Source organism: Candidatus Eisenbacteria bacterium, assembly GCA_026388185.1.
Lineage (GTDB): Bacteria > Eisenbacteria > RBG-16-71-46 > JAFGJU01 > JAFGJU01 > JAPLKG01.
The window spans coordinates 66,011-88,188 of sequence record JAPLKG010000020.1 but is presented as its reverse complement, the minus strand read 5'-3'; the positions used below and the strand labels follow the sequence as shown (position 1 = coordinate 88,188).

General features: G+C 57.3%; 17 protein-coding genes. 12 read left to right on the top strand and 5 right to left on the bottom strand.

Going from position 1 to position 22,178, the window contains the following annotated elements; genetic code table 11:
* Positions 1-50 precede the first annotated feature (50 nt).
* The 11 genes from NTX17_10990 to amrS all read left to right on the top strand — a co-directional run bounded on the left by NTX17_10990 (position 51) and on the right by amrS (position 13,507).
* Positions 51-887, top strand: coding sequence for a purine-nucleoside phosphorylase (locus NTX17_10990; GenBank protein ID MCX5801893.1), 837 nt, complete (start codon positions 51-53; stop codon positions 885-887).
* On the top strand, positions 884-1,525 hold the full coding sequence (locus tag NTX17_10985) for an MBL fold metallo-hydrolase (GenBank protein ID MCX5801892.1): 642 nt from the start codon (positions 884-886) through the stop codon (positions 1,523-1,525). Before NTX17_10990 ends, NTX17_10985 begins: the two co-directional genes overlap by 4 nt.
* Before the next feature lie 681 nt (positions 1,526-2,206).
* The gene (locus NTX17_10980; GenBank protein MCX5801891.1) at positions 2,207-4,141 is read left to right on the top strand and encodes a T9SS type A sorting domain-containing protein; all 1,935 of its coding nucleotides are present in this window, start codon (positions 2,207-2,209) and stop codon (positions 4,139-4,141) included.
* A gap of 205 nt (positions 4,142-4,346) precedes the next feature.
* Positions 4,347-5,255, top strand: coding sequence for a lamin tail domain-containing protein (locus NTX17_10975; GenBank protein ID MCX5801890.1), 909 nt, complete (start codon positions 4,347-4,349; stop codon positions 5,253-5,255).
* Positions 5,256-5,523: 268 nt separating this feature from the next.
* Positions 5,524-6,885 carry a hypothetical protein gene (locus NTX17_10970; protein MCX5801889.1) on the top strand — a complete coding sequence of 454 codons (1,362 nt, stop codon included), beginning with the start codon at positions 5,524-5,526 and terminating at the stop codon, positions 6,883-6,885.
* A gap of 113 nt (positions 6,886-6,998) precedes the next feature.
* A complete protein-coding gene (locus NTX17_10965; GenBank protein MCX5801888.1) occupies positions 6,999-7,568 on the top strand; it encodes a hypothetical protein in 570 nt (189 codons plus the stop codon).
* 118 nt (positions 7,569-7,686) lie between these two features.
* Entirely contained in the window at positions 7,687-8,949 is a 1,263-nt protein-coding gene (locus NTX17_10960; GenBank protein MCX5801887.1) for an MFS transporter, read from the top strand.
* The gene (locus tag NTX17_10955) at positions 8,950-9,423 is read left to right on the top strand and encodes a dCMP deaminase family protein (GenBank protein ID MCX5801886.1); all 474 of its coding nucleotides are present in this window, start codon (positions 8,950-8,952) and stop codon (positions 9,421-9,423) included.
* A 167-nt stretch (positions 9,424-9,590) separates the two neighbouring features.
* Positions 9,591-11,105, top strand: a complete 1,515-nt coding sequence (gene amrB / locus NTX17_10950; protein ID MCX5801885.1) for an AmmeMemoRadiSam system protein B — start codon at positions 9,591-9,593, stop codon at positions 11,103-11,105.
* Positions 11,106-11,221: 116 nt separating this feature from the next.
* Positions 11,222-12,289 (top strand): DUF362 domain-containing protein, encoded by a 1,068-nt coding sequence (locus NTX17_10945; GenBank protein MCX5801884.1) that lies wholly within the window; start codon positions 11,222-11,224, stop codon positions 12,287-12,289.
* A 6-nt stretch (positions 12,290-12,295) separates the two neighbouring features.
* On the top strand, positions 12,296-13,507 hold the full coding sequence (gene amrS / locus NTX17_10940) for an AmmeMemoRadiSam system radical SAM enzyme (GenBank protein MCX5801883.1): 1,212 nt from the start codon (positions 12,296-12,298) through the stop codon (positions 13,505-13,507).
* 90 nt (positions 13,508-13,597) lie between these two features.
* Here amrS and NTX17_10935 read toward each other — a convergent pair whose 3' ends face one another.
* The 5 genes from NTX17_10935 to NTX17_10915 are packed head-to-tail and all read right to left on the bottom strand — an operon-like array spanning position 13,598 to position 20,287.
* Complete coding sequence (locus NTX17_10935) at positions 13,598-16,021, bottom strand: fused MFS/spermidine synthase (protein ID MCX5801882.1); 2,424 nt, start codon at positions 16,019-16,021, stop codon at positions 13,598-13,600.
* Entirely contained in the window at positions 16,018-17,481 is a 1,464-nt protein-coding gene (locus NTX17_10930) for a cytochrome b/b6 domain-containing protein (protein ID MCX5801881.1), read from the bottom strand. Before NTX17_10930 ends, NTX17_10935 begins: the two co-directional genes overlap by 4 nt.
* Positions 17,482-17,510: 29 nt before the next feature.
* Positions 17,511-18,311, bottom strand: a complete 801-nt coding sequence (ccsB, locus tag NTX17_10925; protein MCX5801880.1) for a c-type cytochrome biogenesis protein CcsB — start codon at positions 18,309-18,311, stop codon at positions 17,511-17,513.
* 47 nt (positions 18,312-18,358) lie between these two features.
* Positions 18,359-19,717: a cytochrome c biogenesis protein ResB gene (locus NTX17_10920; GenBank protein ID MCX5801879.1), complete on the bottom strand. Its 1,359-nt coding sequence runs from the start codon at positions 19,715-19,717 to the stop codon at positions 18,359-18,361.
* A gap of 3 nt (positions 19,718-19,720) precedes the next feature.
* Positions 19,721-20,287, bottom strand: a complete 567-nt coding sequence (locus NTX17_10915; protein MCX5801878.1) for a multiheme c-type cytochrome — start codon at positions 20,285-20,287, stop codon at positions 19,721-19,723.
* Between the two features lie 404 nt (positions 20,288-20,691).
* Between NTX17_10915 and NTX17_10910 the strand changes: the two genes are divergently transcribed.
* Positions 20,692-22,140, top strand: a complete 1,449-nt coding sequence (locus NTX17_10910; GenBank protein ID MCX5801877.1) for a sodium:proton antiporter — start codon at positions 20,692-20,694, stop codon at positions 22,138-22,140.
* Positions 22,141-22,178: the final 38 nt, after the last annotated feature.

Below are 22,178 nucleotides of genomic sequence, written 5' to 3'. Positions count from 1 at the left end.
GCCCTCGGGTCGCGACCCCTTGGAACTCGTCAAATGCACTGGAGTGCGTGATGAAGAGCTGGGACGAACGAGAACAGATGGTGACAGACGCCGTTCGACGAATTCGTAGAGAGTGCTCTCTATTGCCGTCTGTGGGCGTAATACTTGGCTCCGGCTTTGCACCGCTTGTACGGGAGATCGAGCTGGGCTGTGCAATTCCGTACGAGACGATCCCCCATTTCAGGGTGCCGTCGGTGCACGGCCACCACGGGTTTCTTATCCTCGGGCGCCTCGGGGGCGCCACCGTGGCCTTCCTCCAGGGAAGGGTGCACCTCTACGAGGGGCACCCAATAGAAGACGTCGTGTTTCCGGTGCGCGTTCTTGCAGGGCTCGGCATTCACTCATTGATAGTCACGAATGCAAGTGGCTCCCTGACGGAGAAAATCGGGCCGGGCGAAGTAATGCTTGTAACGGATCAAATCGATTTGATGTTCCGTCCGCCCCTCAGGGGACAATGCGGATGGAAAAGTGAGCCGATTGTGAGGAGAGCGTGGGCCATCTACGACAGGAACTACATGGAAGTGGCGAGAGAGGCCGCCAGGCGAACGGGAATCGTACTCCATCAGGGGACTCTCTGCACGACCAAGGGCCCGAGCTACGAGACTGCCGCCGAGTCACGATTCATGCACAAGATAGGTGGGGATGCGGCGTGTATGTCTACGTCGCACGAGGTGGCGGTGGCGCGCACCCTGGGCCTCAAGGTGCTGGGACTCTCTTGCATCTCGAACCTGGCCACCGGGATAGGAACCGGCGAACTCAGCCACGACGAGGTGACTCGACTGGTGGGTGAGACCGTCAAGCGAATAGTGCCGTTCCTGAGGGAGCTCATCAGGGAAATCGCGAGATGATATTCGAACAAGTTCCCGCTGGAGGCGACAGAAATTTTGCCTATCTATTGGCTGATGAGGATGGACGAGTGGGTCTCGTTGTTGACCCCTCGTTCGAATGTGAAAAGCTTCTCGAGAGGATCGGGGCGCATTGCGTGACGGTCAAATACATTGTGAATACACACGATCACGCCGACCACATCGCGGGAAACGATCTCATCAAGAAGGAGACTCACGCCAAGATAGTTATGCACGCTCTCGCCAAGGCCAAACACGATATCTCGGTCGAGGACGGGAGCGAGCTTGAGATTGGGATTCTGAGGGCCAGGGTCTTACACACGCCCGGCCACACGCCCGATTCAGTCTGCCTGCTCGTAGCCGGCAGACTGTTGACGGGCGATACCCTCTTTGTCGGCAAGGTCGGAGGCACCGATCATGGCGAAGGCGCGCGCCTGGAATATAGCAGCCTGAACGAAAAGCTCACGACTCTGCCGGACGACACCGAGGTTTGGCCCGGCCACGACGTCGGCGCCGCACCTTCGTCCACCATCGGGCAGGAGAAGAGGACAAATCCTTTTCTCTTGAGGAAGAGCTTCAAGGATTTCTTGGAGCTCAAGAAAAATTGGCTGGAATACAAGAAGACTCACGGGATCAAGTAGTAACGACCCCACACTCACCCCAGTCGACTCTCGCACGCAGACCAACCGGCAAACAGCGCACGGATTCCACGACCTAATTTATTATTGCAGTTCGGATTAGAAAAATCCTCCGGGAAAAGACCGTGCTGCGTGCCGGCGGGGAACGCGGTTCGCCCACAAGTTGTGACCACTGGCGCCAAGAATCGGCCAGCCCCACACGCCAAACCGACCCCGGCCGTACACAGATTGTGACCGTCGGTACAACGAATCGGTCGGCCTCAGGCGTCCTATCTCTCGATTTATCAAGGAAATACTGGCGTTCACGGGAACCATTACGGGGGACGGACGACGGTGATTCCCGCCCAGAAACGGAAAGAAATTGACATTGGCACTCTTCTGTTGTATAATAGGTTCAGTAAGTTAGGGGAATTACAAGCCCCTAAAGTGACGGAGACCTTCAACGGAGCGTACCTACCCTTCTTGTATTCGGCTATTCGGCGTGCGCTTCAGGACGGAAACCCGTAAAAAAGTTGGCCGTTCGATCGAGAGACGATCTCCGCCAAAGGGGACAGCCCACCCGTACACTTGGGCCGAACGTGTGTAACTGTCAAAATTCTGTACTTCACATGGAGGTGATGCTTAGCCCAAAGTTGTTTCTGCTCACATTGTTGGATCTGCGTCGTCGTCAGTTAAGGAGGAAAGATGAAAAGAGTTAGTGTTGTTGCAACGGTGCTTCTTGTCTTGGGAGCGTGGATGATCGCCATAGCTGCGGACCCGCCCCAGGACTGTTCGATCAGCGACGTCCAGACTCTGCAGAATGGAATTGTACTCGGAGACTCTGTCAGGGCCATGAACGTAATAATCACCGGCGTTGACGTGTCATCGGCCACCTACGGTTTTTGGGCCCAGGACGCGGCTGGCGGACCCTTCTCCGGTATCTTGTGCTACACCGGCGCCACGTTCCCCACGGGACTTCAGCGTGGCGACATAATGAACGTGACGGGTGTGTATGCCGAGTACAGTACCCTTTCGGAGATCAATTCGTATGACTCCTGGCTCTGGGAAGAGGTTGGGAATACGACGGTCCCGGACCCGGTTCTGCTCTCGTGCAGAGACGTCGGTCTCCTTCTTTCGGATTCCTCCAGAGCCGAGAGATGGGAGGGAGTTCTGGTCAAGGTCGACACCGTGGTCGTTGTGAAGCACGACCCGGCCTATCCGACCACGAGCTACTTCCTGGTTGAGGCCCACCCTCATTCACCCGCGACCAGCGCCGATACGATGTACGTCCGTAACAACAAGCTTATCAACCCGGGGCCAGGCACGCCTGACAACGGAGACACGTTGGTCTCGATAACTGGACTTCACACTTACGAGAACAGCAGGTACCACATCGTCCCGAGGGACGGAGACGACATCGTTTACCTGGGTGCGGCTCCGGCTCCGAATCTGGCCATGGCTTATGCCACGTCGAATACTACCATCGACGCCCTGTTCGATGCTAAGCTCGACGAGACGACTGCCGAGAACACCAACAACTACTACCTGGGTAGCGCTACAAGCATCACGCTGGCGACCATGAGCGCCGATTCCATGACCGTGACGTTGACGACCGACACTCAGGTCCCGGGTACGTACGAGACCCTTACTGCTTGCTGCATAAAGGGCGCGGGCGGCACGGTGATGCCTGCGGCTCAGAACTCCTCCTTCAGGGGCGGCCTCTGCCCGATATCGCTCGTGCAGACTCCGAAGTCGGCCGAGAACGACAGTTCGCAGTACGCGGGCGACGAAGCCACGATTGCTGGCATAGTGACCGGCGACTACGGCGCCTTTACCGTGCAGTGCTACATCGAGAACACTCCCGGCGGACCGTGGAGCGGCGTCCAGATCTACGGAGGCATCCCGACGCCTGTCGCCGAAGGGGACAGCATAATCGTGGCGGGATTTGTCAGCGAGTACTATTACAAGACCGAGATTACTTCCGTCGACTACTTGCGTGTTGTGAGCAGCGGTAACACAATACCGGGACCCGACGTGGTCGATCCTAGCGTGATAAGGACTGGTGCGTCGACCGCCGAGAGCTACGAAGGCGTCTTCGTCCGCTGCAACCCGGTGTTCGTTGCTGACACTGTAGGCTACGAGGCGTTCGGTGAGTGGCGCGTTTCCGATCAGACGCCTGACACGATGTTGGTCGGGCACACCGGCAACTACAGCTACATCCCGACGGTCGGCAAGTGGATGAACATCTGTGGTCCCATTGACTATGTTTACGACAACTACAGAATCGAGCCGAGAAGAGACGCCGACATTGATACCGTCAATGTGACGGGCGTGGACCCCGGGACTCAGCCGAAACCGCAGGTGTTTGCTCTCGAGCAAAACACCCCGAACCCGTTCAACCCCGTGACCAACATCTCCTTCAGCATCCCTGAGAGGGCCGAAGTACGGCTTTACGTCTACGACATCTCGGGCAGACTGGTGAAGACCCTGGTCGACGGAGTTTCGATGGCGGCGGGCCCACACAAGGCTTCCTGGGACGGCAGCAACGATTCCGGTCGCGCGGTATCGTCGGGCGTTTACTTCTGTAAACTCCTGGCAGCCGACAAGGTCGCCCAGATGAAGATGGTGGTTCTGAAGTAATCTGAAACAAGCAATGCTGGGGCCGACCTCGAGTCGGGAGGTCGCTCAGGCCGGCTCCAGCATGCGATCTCGTGAGAAAGAACTTCTTTTTGAGAGAGGTGGAGAAGACCAATGAAGGAGGTGGGCACCGGGAAACATTGTCGGTAAGAACTCTGTGTGTGTTTTCATCATGGTTTTGCATCTTTGAGATACGGAGGAATTTAAAATGAAATTGCATAAGTCCGTCATAGTTCTGATGATGGTTCTCGTGCTCGGTCTTGCTCTTTCGCTGCCCGCTCTGGCTCAGCAGGCCAAAGGCGGACACGACGAGACCAGCGAAGTGAACAACCCGAGATGGGCCAACGGCGCACCAACTCCCGGCGTTGCACCGGCCTTGACCGCCGTCCATCTGCTCATAAGCGAGTTCGCCGTCGCGGGCTCGGAGAGAGAGTTCGCGGAGATCTACAATCCGACTTCGGAGCCGGTGGATCTCTCCAAGTACTACCTTACTGACGCCTTGTACACAACGGGGGGGATTTTCTCGTACTACAGCTATCCCTCGGGAACCTACCAGATCACGACCAACACCGACTTCTGCTCGCGTTTCCCGGCGGGTGCCAGCATCGCTCCGGGTGCCGCGATCGTGGTCGCCCTGTACGGCCCGGGCATTGACAGCGTTTACGGTGCGGGCACGGCCGACTACGAGGTCACTTTTGCGAGCCCGACGATTCCTGACATGATCAACGTGGGCAATAACTTGCCGGTGATATCCGCGGGCGCCACGACGCTCACGAACGGGTCCGAGTTCCTAATGCTGTTCTTCTGGGACGGCATCTCGGATAACGTCTGTGACGTGGACTACGTGACCTGGGGTTCTGCGACCACCACTTCGCGCGTTGACAAAACAGGGTTGTCGTGCGACGGCCCGGACATCGATGTCATCGCCACCGTCTACAACAACGACACGGCGAGCGCGCTCCAGAGCTCCGTCACTGCTCCCGCCGCTCCGAACAGCTCGGCGCGAGTCTTGCTACCTGAGGGTGTGGAGGCTGCCAATGGCAACGGTTGCATAGCGGGCGGACCGACTGCCGTTACGACGAGCACCTGGGGTCAGATAAAGACCCTCTATCGTTAGTCCCGAGCGACTCTTCGCTTGAAGGAAGCGACCACCCCGGTTCACGGGGTGGTCGCTTTTGCTTTTATGCTGCGCGTGGGCCTGTGACACCAACGGCGCCGGTCACGCAAGTACTTGTGGTGGGTCGATTCTGCTTGACCATTTTCGCCGCACCGTGCTAGGTTCTCGTGCGAGTTTCGCCCGACCGTCAATGAAACGTGAATGAGAATCGCTCGGGGCGCCTATGAGGAAGTCTCTTTGGGAGTAAGCCCGATACTTGGAGGAGAAAGTGAGAAGTAGAATTCTCGCCCAGGCTTTGGTTATCACGGCATCACTGTTGATTTCCGGCACACTTATCCCTCCGCCTGTCAGTGCAGGCTCCTTTAACGCCAGGCGTCTGGGCATGGGCGGCGTCGTGCTTTCCGAATACTCGGAAGCTCAGAACAGAAACGTGTCCTTCAGGGCCGTGCCGCGAGGCAAGACCCACTGGAACATTCCGCTCCCGCTCGGGATCATTCAGGTTTTGGCTTCCCCACCCGAGCTCGACCCTGACAACGCGGACTTCAATCCCTTTGAGATTGCCGATCTCGTCACCAACTTTCCCGTCTTCTTACGGCTGAAGAAACCCGACGTGATTGAGGACGACATAGTAATAGACATTGCGAGGGACAGACTGGCGATCGACCTCGGAGACATAGCTCGGGTCGTCCCCGAAGAATCGTTCAAACTCGGGGGGTTACTCGATCAGCCCGAAGTGGGCTTGAACGTGAGGGGCGTTTTTGCGGGCCTCTCTCCGCTCGTCGTTGCCAAGAGCGATTTCTCGTTGAGTCAGTCACTCAAGGACGCCCTGGGTGAAGGCGACGACTTTCTTCCCAACACGAGTTACTCCATGAAAGAGGATGCTGAAGCTCAGGCCGGTCTCGCCCTGGGCGTCGGCTATGCAAGGCGCCTCAATGCGGTGCTTGGCGACCAGAAGGAAGACCCGAGATTCGCAGACGAACTCGCCGTTTTTGCCGGCGGCAGGTTCAAGTACATAATGGGCTTTGCCTACGCAAAGGCCGATCCGATCGTTTCCTTTACCACCGGAGACACCCTTTTCGGTGACGAACCCCTCGGGATAGACTTCGAGAGCATGATCATCAAGTCTTTGCCCGACGACGGCTTTGGCATTATGGGAAACGGCACCGGCCTGGACCTTGGGGCCTCGGCCTTCAGGGGCGGCTACGAGGTGGGCCTCGGCCTCACGAACGTTGTCACGAAAATACATTGGAAGGCGGACAGAGAATTTCAAGTTCTCGACGATTCCACGAACGACATCGAGAAATACACGCTGGCAGAGGACTTCGATTACACGAGCACTGTGCCGCTCCTCGTAGTGTTCAACGCAGCAAAACGATGGCGCGGGAACACACTCGCATTTGACATTGAAAAGGGCGTAACGAGGACGTCCTTCCATCTGGGCGGCGAAACGGCGATGAAGAACGTGGCCCTGAGGACCGGCACCTGGCTTGACGCCAACGGAAAACTCCAATTCTCCGCCGGAGCCGGATTCAGACTCTGGGTGGTGGGACTCGATATGGCGCTTATCACAAGCAGCAGCGTGTTGACCGGAGACAGGGCAGTCGATCTCGCTCTCTCGTTGTCTTTGTGAAAGACAGTCTCAATGCGGGTCTCCGTGTACATGGCGCGGAGTTCGGCTCGAAAATCTGTTGAGAGCATGCACTGCTCTAGACAAGTGGCTAAACCTCAACAAAGGGTGAAGAAGTGAAAAGGTTACTACTCGCCATGATGGGGCTTCTCGCATTGTCGCAATTGCTCTTGTACGGCTGCAGCGACAGACTTCTCACTGTCAACGTCGACCTCCTGAGCTTCATGGACTCTACTGCGGTGACGCAGACGTACGGCGAGAACCCGATAATCCCGCCAAACGCTGTAGCCGTAGTCCAGTCCCCACCACAGCAGATCAACCTGACCGAGGGTCTCGCGGATATTACGGACGTACAGAGTGTGACCCTCCACCTGGACCTGGAGTTCGCGAATGAGACAGGAAGTGCAGACGTCCTGCTCGAGATTTTCGTTGCCGACACCGAGACCGATCCCTACAGCACAACCCCATACGTGCAGGAGGAGATCCACCTGCTGCCTGCCACGGCCGACACTATCTACGTGAACACTCTCGGCGACGACAGGCTCGGCGAACTTCTCACTGGAAAGGCGGCTCAGGTGGGCATAAAGATGACACTTAATTCGCATGATAGCCCCGGGAACGTTATGGGAACGGAGACTCTGACACGTTTCACGGCGACCGTCGTTGCCAAGCGCCACATCCCGTAGAAAATCAGATTCTGTCCGTAGATATCACGTTGACACATTGCCGTTCTCGAATCGGTGCGTGTTTGAAACATGGAAACTCATCTTGATGACGCGTCGCTCGAGGCGCGTAGGTCCCCCTTTGGATAGAGTTCTCTCCGGTATCAAAGACTACGTAGAACATCTCCGCCTGTTTCCACCCAACGCAAGGGCCTTTCTTGTCGGGAGTCTGCTCCTCTGGACCGGCTCTTCCATGTTCGCGCTTCTTCTCAACCTCTACTTCAAGGAACTGGGTTTTTCGGAGGCCTACATCGGAAAGGTACTCTCGATAGGAGCAGTGGCGTCCGCCATTCTGGCGGTCCCGATGGGGCTCATCATGGGCAGGTTCACGTTCAAGTCCGTCTTGACGTTTTCCGCCGGCGTGATCGCCCTGGGCTACGCCGTCCAGGTAGTTACCGGAAATCGCGAGACGATTCTCGTGGCGGCGTTCGTGGGAGGCCTGGGAGTGGCGGTCTTCAGAATTGCCTCGGCCCCTTTTTTCATGCGTCACAGCACTGAGAAGGAACGTATGTACCTTTTCAGCATGAACTTCGCTGTGAGCACGGCAGGCGCCCTGGTTGGAAGCCTGGTGGGCGGTTTCCTGCCCAGGCTGTTCTCCGTCATGGCCGCGACCAGCTACGAACAGTACAGACTCTCTCTCTTGACCGCGGCCCTGTTCATAGCGTTTTCTTCGCTGCCTTTCTTCTCCATCGTTGAGGAGAAGCCCGACCTCAAGTCGCACGGTGAATTTCTCGCAAATCTGAAGCACACCGACTGGGCTCTCATCGGCAGGTTCTGCCTTCCAACTTTCATAGTAGGCCTGGGTGCGGGACTCATCATTCCTTTCCTCAATCTGTACTTCAAAGACCTCTTCGGAGCGTCGGCAGAGACAATAGGCGTGCTCTTTGCAGTGCTCCAGTGCTTCATGACGGCCGGGACGCTGATGGGCCCGCCGCTGGTGCACAGAATAGGTATGGTGAGGAGCCTTGTGATCACGCAGATGGCGTCCATTCCCTTCATGGTGATACTCTGTGCGTCAAGATACTTTCCCGTTGTCGTCGGGTCATTCCTCCTCAGGGGGGCACTGATGAACATGAATCAGCCGCTCTCGACCAATTTCGCCATGGAGTCCGTGAGAAAGGAGGAACACGCAGTCACCAACAGTCTGCTGTTGCTTGCCTGGACCGGCTCGTGGGCCGTGAGCGTGCGAATCGGCGGGAGTTTGATCGAGCGATATTCGTACACTCTTCCATTCATTATTGCAATAATACTGTACGTGCTCTCGAGCGTGCTCTACTATTACTTCTTCAGGAACATCGAAGCAGAGAGGTTCCCTCGACACGAACTCGGACTCAAAGAGATATAGGTGAAAAGACTCCCCTGGGACGAATATTTCGCGAAGATCGCGTTCCTCGTGGCCGAGCGCTCGACGTGCAGGCGACACCACGTCGGAGCGGTCGTTGTCAGAGACAGGCACATTCTCACGACGGGGTACAACGGCGCACCGTCGGGGGCGAAAGACTGTCTCGACCTGGGCTGCTTGAGAGACGAGAGAGGGATTCTCTCCGGCGAGAAGCACGAAATCTGCCGTGCGATACACGCCGAGCAGAATGCAGTCATACAGGCCGGGCTTCACGGAGTTTCCATCCAGGGCGCGACGATCTACTGTACGCACACACCCTGCATCTTGTGTGCGAAAATTCTCGTTAATGCAAAGATCAAGAGAGTGGTGGCGTGCGGGACGTACCCGGACGAGGATGCCCTCGCCCTGCTGAAGGAAGCCGGCACTGACTTCACGCGACTGGAAAGGCCCGGTCTCACGATAAGCACGCGTGACTAGGGCGACCCCGGCAACTGCGTTCAGGTCAGTCCGGAGCCGGATGAGAACTGGAGGCACGCTCGGTCAAGCCGACGTTGACTTGTGTGTGTCGGACTTGACGCGTGTGGTAGACTCTTGAATGGAACGTGCGATAGGACTAACAGCGTGTTCGACGCGGGGGTAATCCGATGAGAGGGAACGCATTTCGTTTCGCGATTGCCCTAGCCACGGCCGGACTGGCCGTTCTCGTCGCTTGCTCCAGCTCCGAAACATCCGGCAGATCCCAAAAGGAGGTGGGGAAGGTGAGAAAACCGGCCGTAGCGGGAACCTTCTACCCGGGGCAGCCTACCGAGCTCCGGCAGACGCTCGAAGGGTTTCTCCGCAACGTCGCACCGGCACAGACGTCGGGGAAAGTGATAGGCATTGTGTGCCCACACGCAGGTTACGCGTATTCGGGCCAGGTGGCTGCCTACTCTTACGCGGCCGTAAAGAACAACACGTATGACGTCGTGTGCCTCGTAGGGCCTTCTCACAGAATCAACGTAGACGGGGCCGCCGTGTACTCCTCCGGCAGTTTCGAGACCCCGCTCGGCAGCGTTGACGTGGACGAAGAGACTGCAAGGGCACTCGTCAGCTCGGGCTTCGGATTCATTGACGACTCGGAGCCTCACTTCGCGGAGCATTCTATCGAGGTTCAACTCCCGTTCCTCCAGACCGTCTTGAGAAACTTCAGAATCGTTCCCATACTGACCGGCGATTTGCCGGTCTCGCGCTGTGACGAGCTGGGCAAGGCTCTTGCGAATTGCGTCAAAGGGAAAAAGGTACTCTTCGTAGCGAGCTCCGACCTGTCACACTATCCGGCTTACGAAGACGCCAACAGGGTCGACAGTGAGACGATCCGATCGTGGGAGAGCATGGACCTCCAGGGAGTGGCTTCCAAGGAGGAAGAGATACTCCAGAAACGTATACGCAACCTCGCGTGCACGATGTGCGGAAGCTCGGCCATAATGATCGTCATGGCAGCCTCGAAAGCCCTCGGAGCCGATTCCGCAGACATCCTCAAGTACACGAACTCCGGTGACGTCTCGGGTGACAAGAGCGGAGTTGTTGGATATGCGGCCGCAGCCTTCGTCGAGAACTCCGGGAAAACGGAGTTTTCGCTCACGGGGGGCGAAAAGAAGAAGCTACTCTCCATCGCGCGAAGCTCCATCGCGGCCTCTCTTGGCGGAGAACCTCTCCCGGAATTCAGCGTAACCGAGCCGAAGTTGAAGATTCCCTGCGGTGCATTTGTCACGCTTCGCAGAGAGGGCAGCCTCAGGGGTTGCATCGGCAGATTTGTCGCGGACAGGCCGCTTTACGAAGTGGTGTCGCGCATGGCCGTGGCGGCGGCCACAGAAGACAGCAGGTTTCGACCCGTCTCGCTTCCCGAGTTGAGCAAGATCGACATAGAAATATCTGTGCTGTCACCTCTCAAGAAGATGTCCGATGTGAAGGAGCTTGAGCTGGGCAAGCACGGAATCTACATCGTGAAGGGGGCGAGAAGCGGTTGCTATCTTCCCCAGGTCGCCGATGAAACAGGCTGGTCTAAGGATGAATTTCTGAACCACTGCTGCGCCGAAAAGGCGGGTCTTGAACCCGACGCATGGAAAAGGGATGCCGACGTATTCCTTTTCACCGCGGTAGTGTTCGCAGAAACGAAATAGCCCGGCGCGGCAAGTGCCGCATATCTTCGTGACGACCGGCGTCCGAGAAAGATCGTGCGCCCGCCATCACGGTGACACCGCGCGCGGCTCAGTGACATGGGAATGGTGGACGACGAATGGGGAAGCGAGCCAGAGACGATTTCGTTAGCCGTATCTCCAGACGAGACTTCCTGAGGAAGTCCTTCTCGATGGCGACGGCTCTCGGCGCGTCGAGTCTTGTCGCAGGCTCCGCCGGATCCAACCCTCGCCCGTCCCCCACTTCCGCACCTGCCTCGCCGGCCTCCCGCGAGCTTTCGAGAGCCCTCGTCATTGTGGCAAGGAAGGCGAACAGGGACGACGACCTTCACGCATTCTACAAGCTTCTCATAAACACTTCTCTAGCGCGTCTTGCCATTGCTGCAAGGCCGGAAGATGCCTGGGCGAAGTTCTTCCAACCGGACGATGTTGTCGCGATCAAGGTGAACGCAATCGCAGGGAAAAAGCTGTCTACCTCGCCCGCTCTCGTTAGGGCGATTGCCGACGGGTTGACGTCGTGTGGGGTCCACCCCGACAAGATAATCGTGTGGGACCGAGCCGGTTGGGAGCTGGACGCCGCCGGTTTCCAGGTGAATTTCGCCGGCGAAGGCCCGCTTTGCTACGGAACCGACGCGCCTTCGGCGGGGTACGAGACCTCTCCGACGGTTCTTGGAGCCGTAGGCTCTTGCTTCAGCAGGATAGTCACTGAAGACGCAACGGCTCTGATAAACGTGCCCATCTTGAGAGAACACTCGGTAGCCGGAGTGTCTATTGCGCTCAAGAACAACTACGGAGCGATTCACAATCCCAACAAATACCACGCCGACGGCTGTACTCCATTTGTGGCCGACGTCAATGCGCACCCGGCCTTAAAGAAAAAGACAAGGCTTGTTATCTGTGACGCTCTCGGCGTTCAGTTTCACGGCGGGCCCGGTTACAAACCCAGGTGGACGTCCGACTTTGAAGGCGTCATGGTCGGCACCGACCCCGTTGCGATCGACACCGTGGGCGCGGAGCGAATCGACGGACTGAGGAAGTCGGCAGGCCTCCGCTCGCTGAGCGAGGAAAAACGCTATCCCGGATATCTATCGGTTGCTTCCGACGGCGCTCATCTGCTTGGGATTTCTGATCGCTCAAGGATAGACGTAATAAACATGGAGCTGGCGTAGGTGACGATGAAGATCGAGAGGCACGACCGCAGTTGTAACCGGCGGGGCTTTCTGAGAAGACTCGGCGCCCTATCCGGGATGGCCGCAGGTTCCCTCGTGCTGCCCGCTCTCGTACGCGGACGGGCATCACCTACCGCAGCATCGGCGGGGACGCCGGCCTCGGCCTCGAAGGAACGCTCGCGCGAGCCATCCGTCAACTCCTCCCACGCCAGGGAATGCATGTTCTACAAAAAGCATCCCGAGATGGAAGTGGAATGCGAGATCTGCCCTAGGAAATGCAGAGTCGGTGACATTGAACGGGGCTACTGCGGCACGAGAGAGAACAGAAACGGCGTGTACTATTCCCTGGCCTACGCGTTGCCATGCGCGATTCACGTAGATCCCATCGAGAAGAAACCGCTCTTCCATTTTCATCCGGGGACAAACGCCTTCTCTCTGGGAACCGCCGGATGCAACATGGACTGCAAGTTCTGCCAAAATTGGGAGATGTCGCAGGCCAGACCCGAACAGACAAGCAATGTCCATCTTCCTCCGAAGGAGACCGTCGAGAAGGCGAGGCAAGCCTCCTGTGCGTCCGTCGCGTTCACATACTCCGAACCAGGCGTCGTTGCGTACGAGTACATGCTGGATACGGCGATCGAAGGCAAAAAGTCCGGCATCAAGACCGTGATGATCTCCAACGGGTACATAAACCGGGAGCCGATGCTCGAAGCCGCGAAGCACCTCGGCGCGGTGAAGATCGACCTGAAGGCTTTCACGGAGAAGTACTATGCAGAAATATGTGACGCGACACTGAAGCCGGTTCTTGACACGCTTGTTCTTCTCAAGAGTTCCGGTGTCTGGTGCGAAATCGTCTACCTCGTCCTGCCGACGCTCAACGACGGCGATTCGGAAATAGTGTCCGCGTCGAAGTGGATCGCACAGGAATTGGGCCCCGACGTGCCCCTGCACTTCACTCGCTTCTATCCCATCTACAAGATGACGAAACTGCCGCAGACTCCGATTTCGGCCCTCGAGAAAGCCCGTAAGATTGCGATGAATGCCGGTCTTCACTACGTCTACATCGGGAACGTGCCCGGTCACGAGGGCGAGAACACCTACTGCCCCAGCTGCAAGAAGGCGGTCGTGAAGCGAATCGGCTATTCAATCGTGGAAAGGAAACTGTCTGAAGGCAGATGCGCGTACTGTAAGGCAAAAATCGCGGGAGTCTGGGGCTAAAGCCCCTGTCGTCTCAGCCCGACGCCCGCCGTCTCGGCGCGAAACATCGTCCTCTCAGCCAGCCACCCACGGAAGGCGAAGCCGGCCCTCTCAGCGCGACGCCCACGCAAGGCTGACACCGGAAACAACGAGCAGGACTGCGACCGCGGTAATCGTGGCGGCAACTCCGGACACGGGAAAGAGCACCACGCTGCACAGAACCGCACCAAACCATGAGCCCGCGAGGTCCCATGCATACGTGATACCGACACCACCGGCGTGACCGTCTCTCGTTGAGAAACATTCTCCCCCGGGGCGATTTTCTCCGCTCGCAGTCACTCCGGTCACGTCATCCTCCGCGTCACACGCAAAGAAGGCTCTGCTGGCAGAGGAAAACATGGCTCCGCCGAGACCTCCGGCGACAAGTGCAAGGCCGGGAAAGAACCATTCGAACGCGTTGACCAGAACGCGCGCGACTGTTGCGGCGGCAAAGTTGTGCGACCCCGGCTCGCCGCCGAGACTACCAGAGGCCGCTCCCGTCACAAGGTAGACGAAACCCAGGAAACAAAGAGCAAGAGCAGCAGTCGCAATTTGAATGACTGCCGGCCGCCTCAAGACCGCGAGGCCCGCAGCCGCCGGATGATTCCCTCGTCGTTCCAGGACGACCCCGACTGCCAGGCCGATCATGTATGCGGTCAGAAGGACGGCGATTCTGTCGAACAGGTTTCCGTACAGTAGCTGGAAGCAAAGCAATATCTCGAGCTCGAGCACGATCGCCGCGAACCCCGAAATCGCGAGGGCGCCCAGCACAAGCCTGCTCTTTTTTCTCGACCTGGCGAGAACGGGCAGGACCCCGGCCACCGCGGCCGTGACTGCCCAAAGACTCCAACGGTTTCCGAAGATCCACTCGAGGACTCCCTTCATGAAGCGTTGGTACTCGGCGCTCCAGAGGACCTGGTCGTAGTAGAAACTTGTGGGTCTCAGATCGGTATTGACCGGGCAGAGTTTCGACGCGGAGATGCGCTTCTCAACGTACGCGAGCCGCTCGGGAGAAAGCGTCGACATCAGAAAATAGTCTCTGACGAAGAACGTCTCGACGTTTCGTTCTGCGAGACGAGAAAGAAGTGACTCCGGCGACGCCGTCAGATACGAGTTCTTTCCGGGAGAGCAGACGAAAAAACTCCGACCCGCCGGAATGACGATGTGCGACTCGAAAACGCTTTCCGAGGTCCTGTAAAGCGAACCGAGGAAGGCTCCAAGCTCTTGACCGACGTACTCCGCCACCGGCGGAGCAGAAAAGACAAACACACCCCCGGGATTCAGATGACGTCGTACGAGCGCAAAGAATTCCTTCGTGTAGAATCTGTTGAGCTGCGCGGTGTAGGGAGACGGAATATGCATGGCCACCACGTCGTAGCGCTCTGAAGTTTTCTGCAGGAATCTCCTCCCGTCCGTGTGCTCCACTCTCACACGCGAATCCTCCAGATAGGATACGTAACGTCGAGGCAACACGTCCTTACTCAGAGTGATGAGTTGAGGATCCAGCTCGACGTAATCGAGTCGTGTCAGCGTTCTGTGTTTGAACATCTCCCGCACCACGCCGCCCACTCCTCCACCGATCAAGAGCACGTGCGCCGGTGCGGGATGCTCGAGCAGCGGGATGTGGGCCGCCTCTTCCGCCGACTGAACGTCGTCAGTCGTGAAAACGAGGTACCCGTCCTCGTAAATGGAAAACTGCGAATCCCGTGAGACGATCGCCAGATTGCCGTAGTGTGATTGACGCAGCGCCATTACCGTGAAGCCCTTCCATCTTCTTGACGCCGCCCAATGCGTGATCGGATCGAACACGCAGACAATCACGACGACTGCCGCCAGAAGATAGAGAATCTGGCTCAACCTGCGCCGGCCCGACTCGTTCAGGAGGAAACAGGCCGTGAACAGGTTGAGGGCCGAAAGGATGGCGATATTCTGGAAAACGCTCATGAGCCGGATCAGAACGAGGCCGAACAGAAGGCCTCCGATGCCGGCCCCCACCGATTCGAGGAAATAGACTCGAGAGACCGAGTCACCGGGCCCCTCTCGGCTGGATTGTACGGAGCCGAGAAGTCTGGTCCCCAGAGGAAAAAGAAGACCCTGAAGCAGACAGACCGGGAAGAGAAAGACCGACGCCGCGGCAAAAGCCGTGACCAGGCTCGCAACTTCGCCCGGAGCGGGTCTGAGCCGGCTCGGCAGCACCTGCAGCCCGACGATGGCGCAGAGAAGACAGACGCCGGACAGAAATTGTACGGCGGCGAAGCGCGCGACCGGAGCGCCGTCCGCCCCGCTTCTGGCGCTCGAAGCCCTGCTTCCTCCGATATACAACCTCGCCACCGGCCCACTCCCCACCGCAGTAGCGATGAGCCAAACGGAGAGGTAGATACCTATGACCAGCTCGTTCCCGTTGAAAGTGCCTATGAATTCACGTAGAAGGAGAATCTGACCGGCAGTGGCAGTGAACCCGATGAGAAGAAGGGCGAACCTGCGCAGCAGCATCATTCCGATCCTTCAGCGCGCCGCGCGGGTCCGGTGGGTCCGTGGGAGGGCCCGCCCGACTTCGAATCATCGACACCTTCCCCGTCCATGACCTGTCCGGATTCAGCACTTTCCGCAGGTTTTTCGGGCGTGGGCTTCTCGGGTTCGGACTTTTCGAGTTTTCCCGGTCTGAGTTGTTTGGCTTCGGGTTTTTTCCCGGAGCTCCCGGACGTCCGTTCCTCCGAGCGTTTCTCAGTGGTTCGCCCGGTTATCCAAGACCAGTTCATCGGATATACGTGCGGGTCAAAGATCGTCCAGTAGAAATGCCAGACAAGCATGGCCAGCGTTGCAAGGACTGCCTCGTAGAAGTGGATTGAGGTCACAAGCTCGGCCACCCAAAGAGGAAAATATTTCAAAGTGAAGTTCACAAAAACCAGAGCCAGCCCCGTGATTATCATGATCGTCGAACCCCAGACCAGCGCCCAGTACTCGCTCTTTTCGATGTAGCTGTACCGGCCAAACTGAGGAGGCGCCGCAGAAGCGCCCGTGTTGTATCTCGCGACCGAATAGAGATCTCTGAAGTCTCTGAACCCGGGTTTGAGTTCGCTCAGTTGCTTTCTGCCTCTGCGAGTCAGAGAAACGAACCAGACGTGATATACGCAGAGAGCAATGAACACTGCCGCGGCAATTCTGTGAATCATGCCGCGTGTGCCTGAGGGATTGTCAAAAAGTCTGAACGGCGAAGACCACCAGGCGTCTGGAAATCTCCGCGCGAAACCGGAATAGGCGAGCACAAAGAACACGACCGCCAGCGCTACGAGCTGCAAGCGTTCTGAAAGCACGAATCTGAGCTCGCTTGCACGACTCTTCGTGATCCTGAAATGGTCGGCGAACTTCTTCGCGAAATCAATCAGGTTATGCGCAAACATGCCGCCTATTACCAGACAAATGAGAACCAGGTAAAAGACAATGACGTAGCGCACCACGGTGTTCTTGCTTCTGACGGGGTCGGAATGAACGTATCCGCCGGCCAATCGCGGCCCGGCGCCGGGATGGCACTTGCCACAGGTCGCGGAGATGTTTGCTCTGTTGACGGACGAGGCGGGATCATCGGCAAGCATGATGTCGTGGTACCCGTGGCAAGAAGCACAGTTGGCCACTTTCGTGGAGCCATACCTGGCCGCAAGACCGTGATAGCTCTGGTCGTAAGTCTTGACGGCGTCGGCGTGGCAGCCCCCGCAATTCACGGGGCTCATTCTCTCGGGGTGAGGAAGCGTGGAAGCCTCGGAGTGGCACGAAACGCATTCGATACTACCGTGAACCGAGCTCCTGAGCAGCGAGAGATCCACGGGTGGGGTCGTGTCCTGTCTTGAATGGCACGCCAGGCAATCTTCGTTACTCTGCGCCGCGGCGCCGGAAACAAATGCGCCACCGAGACAGGTCACAGCAAGCAGAAACGCGACGAAGAAAGGCGCCCTTGCCATGTCATTCCCCTCGCTACGGGTCTTCGATGTCAACCGTAGGTATGCAATCCGCCGACAAAAAGGTTGCTGATGAAGGCGAAAACGGCGGCGGCAAAACCTAGAATCGACAACAGGGCTGCTCGTTTGCCCCTCCATCCTGCCGTGATTCGTGCATGCAGATAAGCCGAATAGATGAGCCACACCACGAGGGATCCGACTTCCTTCGGATCCCAACCCCACGGCCGACCCCACGCTTTCCAGGCCCAGATGGCGCCTGCGAACAGAGCGCCGAGCGTGAACAGAGGATAACCTATTGCTATGGCTCTGTACGTGAGGTCGTCAAGCACTTCGAGCGACGGAAGTCTGTTTGTGCCCCTCAGCTTCAGCAAGTACATGACACTGCTCGCAAACGCCACTGCGAAGGCTCCCTCACCAAGCACCGCGAGCGTAACGTGAATCTGCAGCCAATAGCTCTGAAGGGCAGGAAGCAACTGGCGCTCCACTTCCTTCGGGAATAGCGAGGCCACAACAATCACGGCGAACGCAACCGGCGAGACGAAAACTCCCAGACTCTCGGCTTTGTGGCGCAGTTGAAGCACAAGATAGAAGAACACGGTCGCCCACGCAAGGCACGAGGCGTACTCGTACATGCCGGTGAACGGAGGATGGCCCGTAGTAAGCGTGCGAACAACCAGCGCAACCGTGTGAAAGAGAAAACCTACGGTCAGAACAACGAAACCAGCTCTGCCGTACCATTTCCCACGCACGGCAATGTCCAGCGTGTAAAGCAGCGTCGCGATCAGGTAGGCGAAGAGGGCCACCCAGAAAAAAGGCACGTCGCTTGCCGGCACTTGTTTCTCCTTCCAACGCGATTCAGCCGCGCACGATTCCAGCGTCTCTAGCTCCTCGCGGAGCCAACGATTTCATAGAGGCCATCGATCTCGCGCTTCAAAGCGAGGGGTTGCCTGTTAGAGATACCCGCGATTCTCACCTCGGACCGGCCGGGACGCTCTTCAGAAATCCTCACCCATATTCTTCTGAACGGGACAAAGAAAGAAAGCGAAAGACCTATGCTGGCGATTCCGAAGCCCGTGAACATAAGGGAGGTGCCCGGATTCCTGACCACGTCTATGCCCGATATGACCGAGTACGACAAAGGATAGTAGTCGGCGAAATGAAATCGGGCAAGCTCGCCCCGCGCAGAATGGCTGTCCATCTCCATGATGAGCCACCCGCTGTCCACAATCTTGCCGAGTCTCATCACCTCCAGCTTGACGGCAGGGAGTCTCGGTTCGAGCGAGCGAGTGCTCACTTCGCCCGTTACCAGATCTTTCACAAAGTAAGGAACGTAGTCTGTCACTCGAATCTGAAGATCTGTACCCGGTACGTCTCTGGTCTCACCGAAGGGCACGTCTATCCCGACGGCCGACGTTCCGCCATCAACCAGGTAGATCCTCGCCTCCCTTATCCCTTCGGGTCTCTCGTCGTAGCTGGCCTGGTAGAAGCCTACGCCCTTGTAAGTCAGCGGATGATTTACGCCCATCACCTTCGTCATGACTTCTTTCCCATTTTCGATCACGGTCAACGTGGACTTGAAGGCCCGTATCCTGCCCTCCTCGGTCCTCTCTATCACAAAATCGTCCAGCCTGATGCTAAACCGTGCGGATGGCTCAACCTTGCTCACGTCCAGAGATTCGCCGATGCCGAGAGGTTTCTCGTGCCTGTAGGCAAACTTGCCGTTGACTACCCCGGCGATCAAGACAAGGAGTACGGCGACGTGCGTTACGATAAAACCGATGCGTGATATGGTTCCCTTTTGCGCTGCAACCAGCTTGACGGGACCGCGGTCGAGGGAGTCAACGGCGAAACCTTTGTGCCTGAGATTTGTTTCGACGCCGCTCAAAACTGTCGCCGGTCCGACGGGTACGCTGACGGCACGCGCGTCGCGGAGAATCTCGTGGTCGTGCGCCCTGGGTTTTGAGAATGCTTGGCCGAAGCTCGGCCCAATGCGTTTCACGGAACAGAGAACCAGGTTGATGGAGATCAGGACGATGAGTATCTGGTACCACCAGGCACTGTAGACATTACCCAACCCCACCACCCTGATGAAATTGCCCCAGGATTCGCCGTATTTCAAAATGTATTCTTCCTGAGGAGCGCTTTGAAGAACGAACATCCCGAGGAAAGAAACGCAGCCTATGATAAGTATCAGAAGAAGTCCGAGTCTCGAGGACGCAAGGAAAGAATAATATCGCATGGGCTATTTGGTCACAGGAGCCTTCTTCTCCACCTTGTGTACGCCTTTTGCGAGATATTTCGTGTAGTCGAACCCCTTGAAGTTGGGGCTCTCTTTGTTGTGACATTTCACGCAGACTGCCGCGGACATCGAAAAGACCAGCCCGGCAGCCTTGGCCTTTGCTCGATTTTTCATGACGTCCATCTTTGCATAATCTGCGCCGGCACCGTGGCATGCCTCGCACTGGACACCCCTGAGATCGGGTGCGTTCTTCGCTGCGTCATGACCGCCGGCGCCGGAACCGGTCCCGTGGCACTTGAGACACTTCGGATTCTTGTCTTCCTTCTTCTCTGGCTTCAGCGCGTCGAACGCCTTGCCATGCGGTGTCCCGGCCCATGCCTTGAAATAGGGCATGTGACACATCTTGCACCTGGAAACCCCGACGTAGGCATGTCCAACGATTTTGCCGGCGCGCTTCGGTCCGTGAACGGTTCCGGTCGTCGTTCCGTTAGCATACGACGGCCCGACAGTAACCATTAGCATGACAAGAGGGACGAACGTCAAGAAGGTCTTCGCTAAAGATGGCCTCATCTATTTTCCTCCTCGCAGACAAGACGCAGGCACCACTACTACAGTTTACCCGAACCAGTGGCGACGTCAAGCCATCTGTGCCACGCTGTACCAGCAATGCCGTACTAGCAACATAAGAATGTCCTATTCTTAGCAAAGTAAGAATGTCCTATTTTGCGGTTGTGAGTGCCTGGCTTTTCCGATTCGCCCGTCCGCGCTCGATTGCCTCTCGTTTCTGTTGATGGCCCAAAGAATCCGGGGTATTATTAATCACTTTTGTGAATTAATCTTGCGCGTCGCCCGAGATTGCAGCTCACAGGGACGGGGGCGTCTGAATCCGTCACGTGGCCGAGGAGTTCCGAGTGTCGAACATTTTTCGCAAGCCCATCGTAATGGCCGCAGCAGTTGCGGTCTCTGTCTGTTTGATGATAGTTCTTGCACACGCCTACTCAGGTCCCGAGAAGCTTGTGGATAGGGAAGCCGAAGGCCTCTACCTCGGCGGTCGCCTTCCCCTCTGGTCCGGACTTCCGTTCCTCGGGATATTGCTTTCGATTGCACTGTTCCCCCTGCTCGCTCCGGTGTTCTGGCGCCGGCATTACGTCAAGGTTTCGTTCTTCTGGGCCGCGGTGTTTGCCCTGCCGTTTCTCGTCGCCTTCAAGGGCGCGGCGTTACACCAGATTCTTCATATTTTCCTTGTCGACTACGTACCCTTCATCATTCTCCTTTGGGGGCTGTTCACTGTGTCGGGGGGAATCCTGCTCAGGGGCCGACTTCAGGGGACGCCGAGAGTCAACGTCGTACTTCTTCTCATCGGAACTGTGTTGGCGTCGTGGATGGGGACAACCGGTGCATCGATGCTCATGATACGGCCGGTCATAAGGGCGAACGCCTCCAGAAGACACAAGAGCCACGTGGTCATATTTTTCATTTTCCTTGTGGCGAACATCGGCGGGGCCCTCACTCCTCTCGGCGATCCTCCGCTGTTTCTCGGATTCTTGCACGGAGTGCCCTTCTTCTGGACGTTCAGTATTCTTCCGCACATGCTTCTCGCAACGGCCGTGCTTCTCGGCCTCTTCTACGCACTCGACACTCTATTCTACCGGAGGGAATCGCGCGAAGCGTTGGCGCAACATCCAACGGTGCAACATCAAGCTGTGCAGCGACAAACGGAAAGCATACGCCTGGAGGGTGCTCACAATTTCCTGTTCTTGGCCGGAATCATCGTCGCAGTGCTGCTCTCAGGCACTTGGCGCGCTGCGTCCTTCACGTTTCTGGGAGTTCACCTCCAGATTCAGGACGAGGTGAGGGATGTCTTGATTCTGGCGATGGGGGCGCTTTCGCTTTTCACAACCTCAAAGCAGGTGAGAGACGACAACCACTTCACATGGTTTCCGATAAAGGAGGTGGCCTATCTCTTTGCCGGCATATTCATGACAATCATCCCTCTGCTCATGATTCTGCGAGCCGGCAGCACGGGTGCCCTGGCGTTTCTGGTGAACGCGGTGAATTCGCCCGCCCACTATTTTTGGGCCGCCGGTGCAATGTCCAGTTTCCTGGACAACGCCCCCACTTACCTGACGTTTTTCAACTTGGCGCTGGGTAAGCTTCAGATTCCCGAGGCGCACGTGACTGGAATTCTGAGCGGCTTGATTGAGCACGCCGGAGAAGCGCAGTTCGGGGCGTTTCTGAAGGCCATTTCCGCCGGGGCGGTCTTTTTCGGAGCCAACACTTACATCGGAAACGCGCCCAACTTCATGGTGCGTTCGATAGCGGAGGAAAATCGCATCGAGATGCCCAGTTTCTTCGGCTACATGCTGTGGTCGGCAGGAATACTGATTCCACTTTTCCTTCTGGTCACAGTCATATTCTTCTAGCCGGGGAACCCAAAGCCATCCGCTCGGGCACGACCAAG

Coding starts and splice junctions, on each gene's coding strand:
- NTX17_10990 (MCX5801893.1), top strand. CDS start 51: ATGAAGAGCTGGGACGAACGAGAACAGATGGTGACAGACGCCGTTCGA.
- NTX17_10985 (MCX5801892.1), top strand. CDS start 884: ATGATATTCGAACAAGTTCCCGCTGGAGGCGACAGAAATTTTGCCTAT.
- NTX17_10980 (MCX5801891.1), top strand. CDS start 2,207: ATGAAAAGAGTTAGTGTTGTTGCAACGGTGCTTCTTGTCTTGGGAGCG.
- NTX17_10975 (MCX5801890.1), top strand. CDS start 4,347: ATGAAATTGCATAAGTCCGTCATAGTTCTGATGATGGTTCTCGTGCTC.
- amrB (MCX5801885.1), top strand. CDS start 9,591: ATGAGAGGGAACGCATTTCGTTTCGCGATTGCCCTAGCCACGGCCGGA.
- NTX17_10945 (MCX5801884.1), top strand. CDS start 11,222: ATGGGGAAGCGAGCCAGAGACGATTTCGTTAGCCGTATCTCCAGACGA.
- amrS (MCX5801883.1), top strand. CDS start 12,296: ATGAAGATCGAGAGGCACGACCGCAGTTGTAACCGGCGGGGCTTTCTG.
- NTX17_10935 (MCX5801882.1), bottom strand. CDS start 16,021: ATGATGCTGCTGCGCAGGTTCGCCCTTCTTCTCATCGGGTTCACTGCC.
- NTX17_10930 (MCX5801881.1), bottom strand. CDS start 17,481: ATGGCAAGGGCGCCTTTCTTCGTCGCGTTTCTGCTTGCTGTGACCTGT.
- NTX17_10920 (MCX5801879.1), bottom strand. CDS start 19,717: ATGCGATATTATTCTTTCCTTGCGTCCTCGAGACTCGGACTTCTTCTG.
- NTX17_10915 (MCX5801878.1), bottom strand. CDS start 20,287: ATGAGGCCATCTTTAGCGAAGACCTTCTTGACGTTCGTCCCTCTTGTC.
- NTX17_10910 (MCX5801877.1), top strand. CDS start 20,692: ATGATAGTTCTTGCACACGCCTACTCAGGTCCCGAGAAGCTTGTGGAT.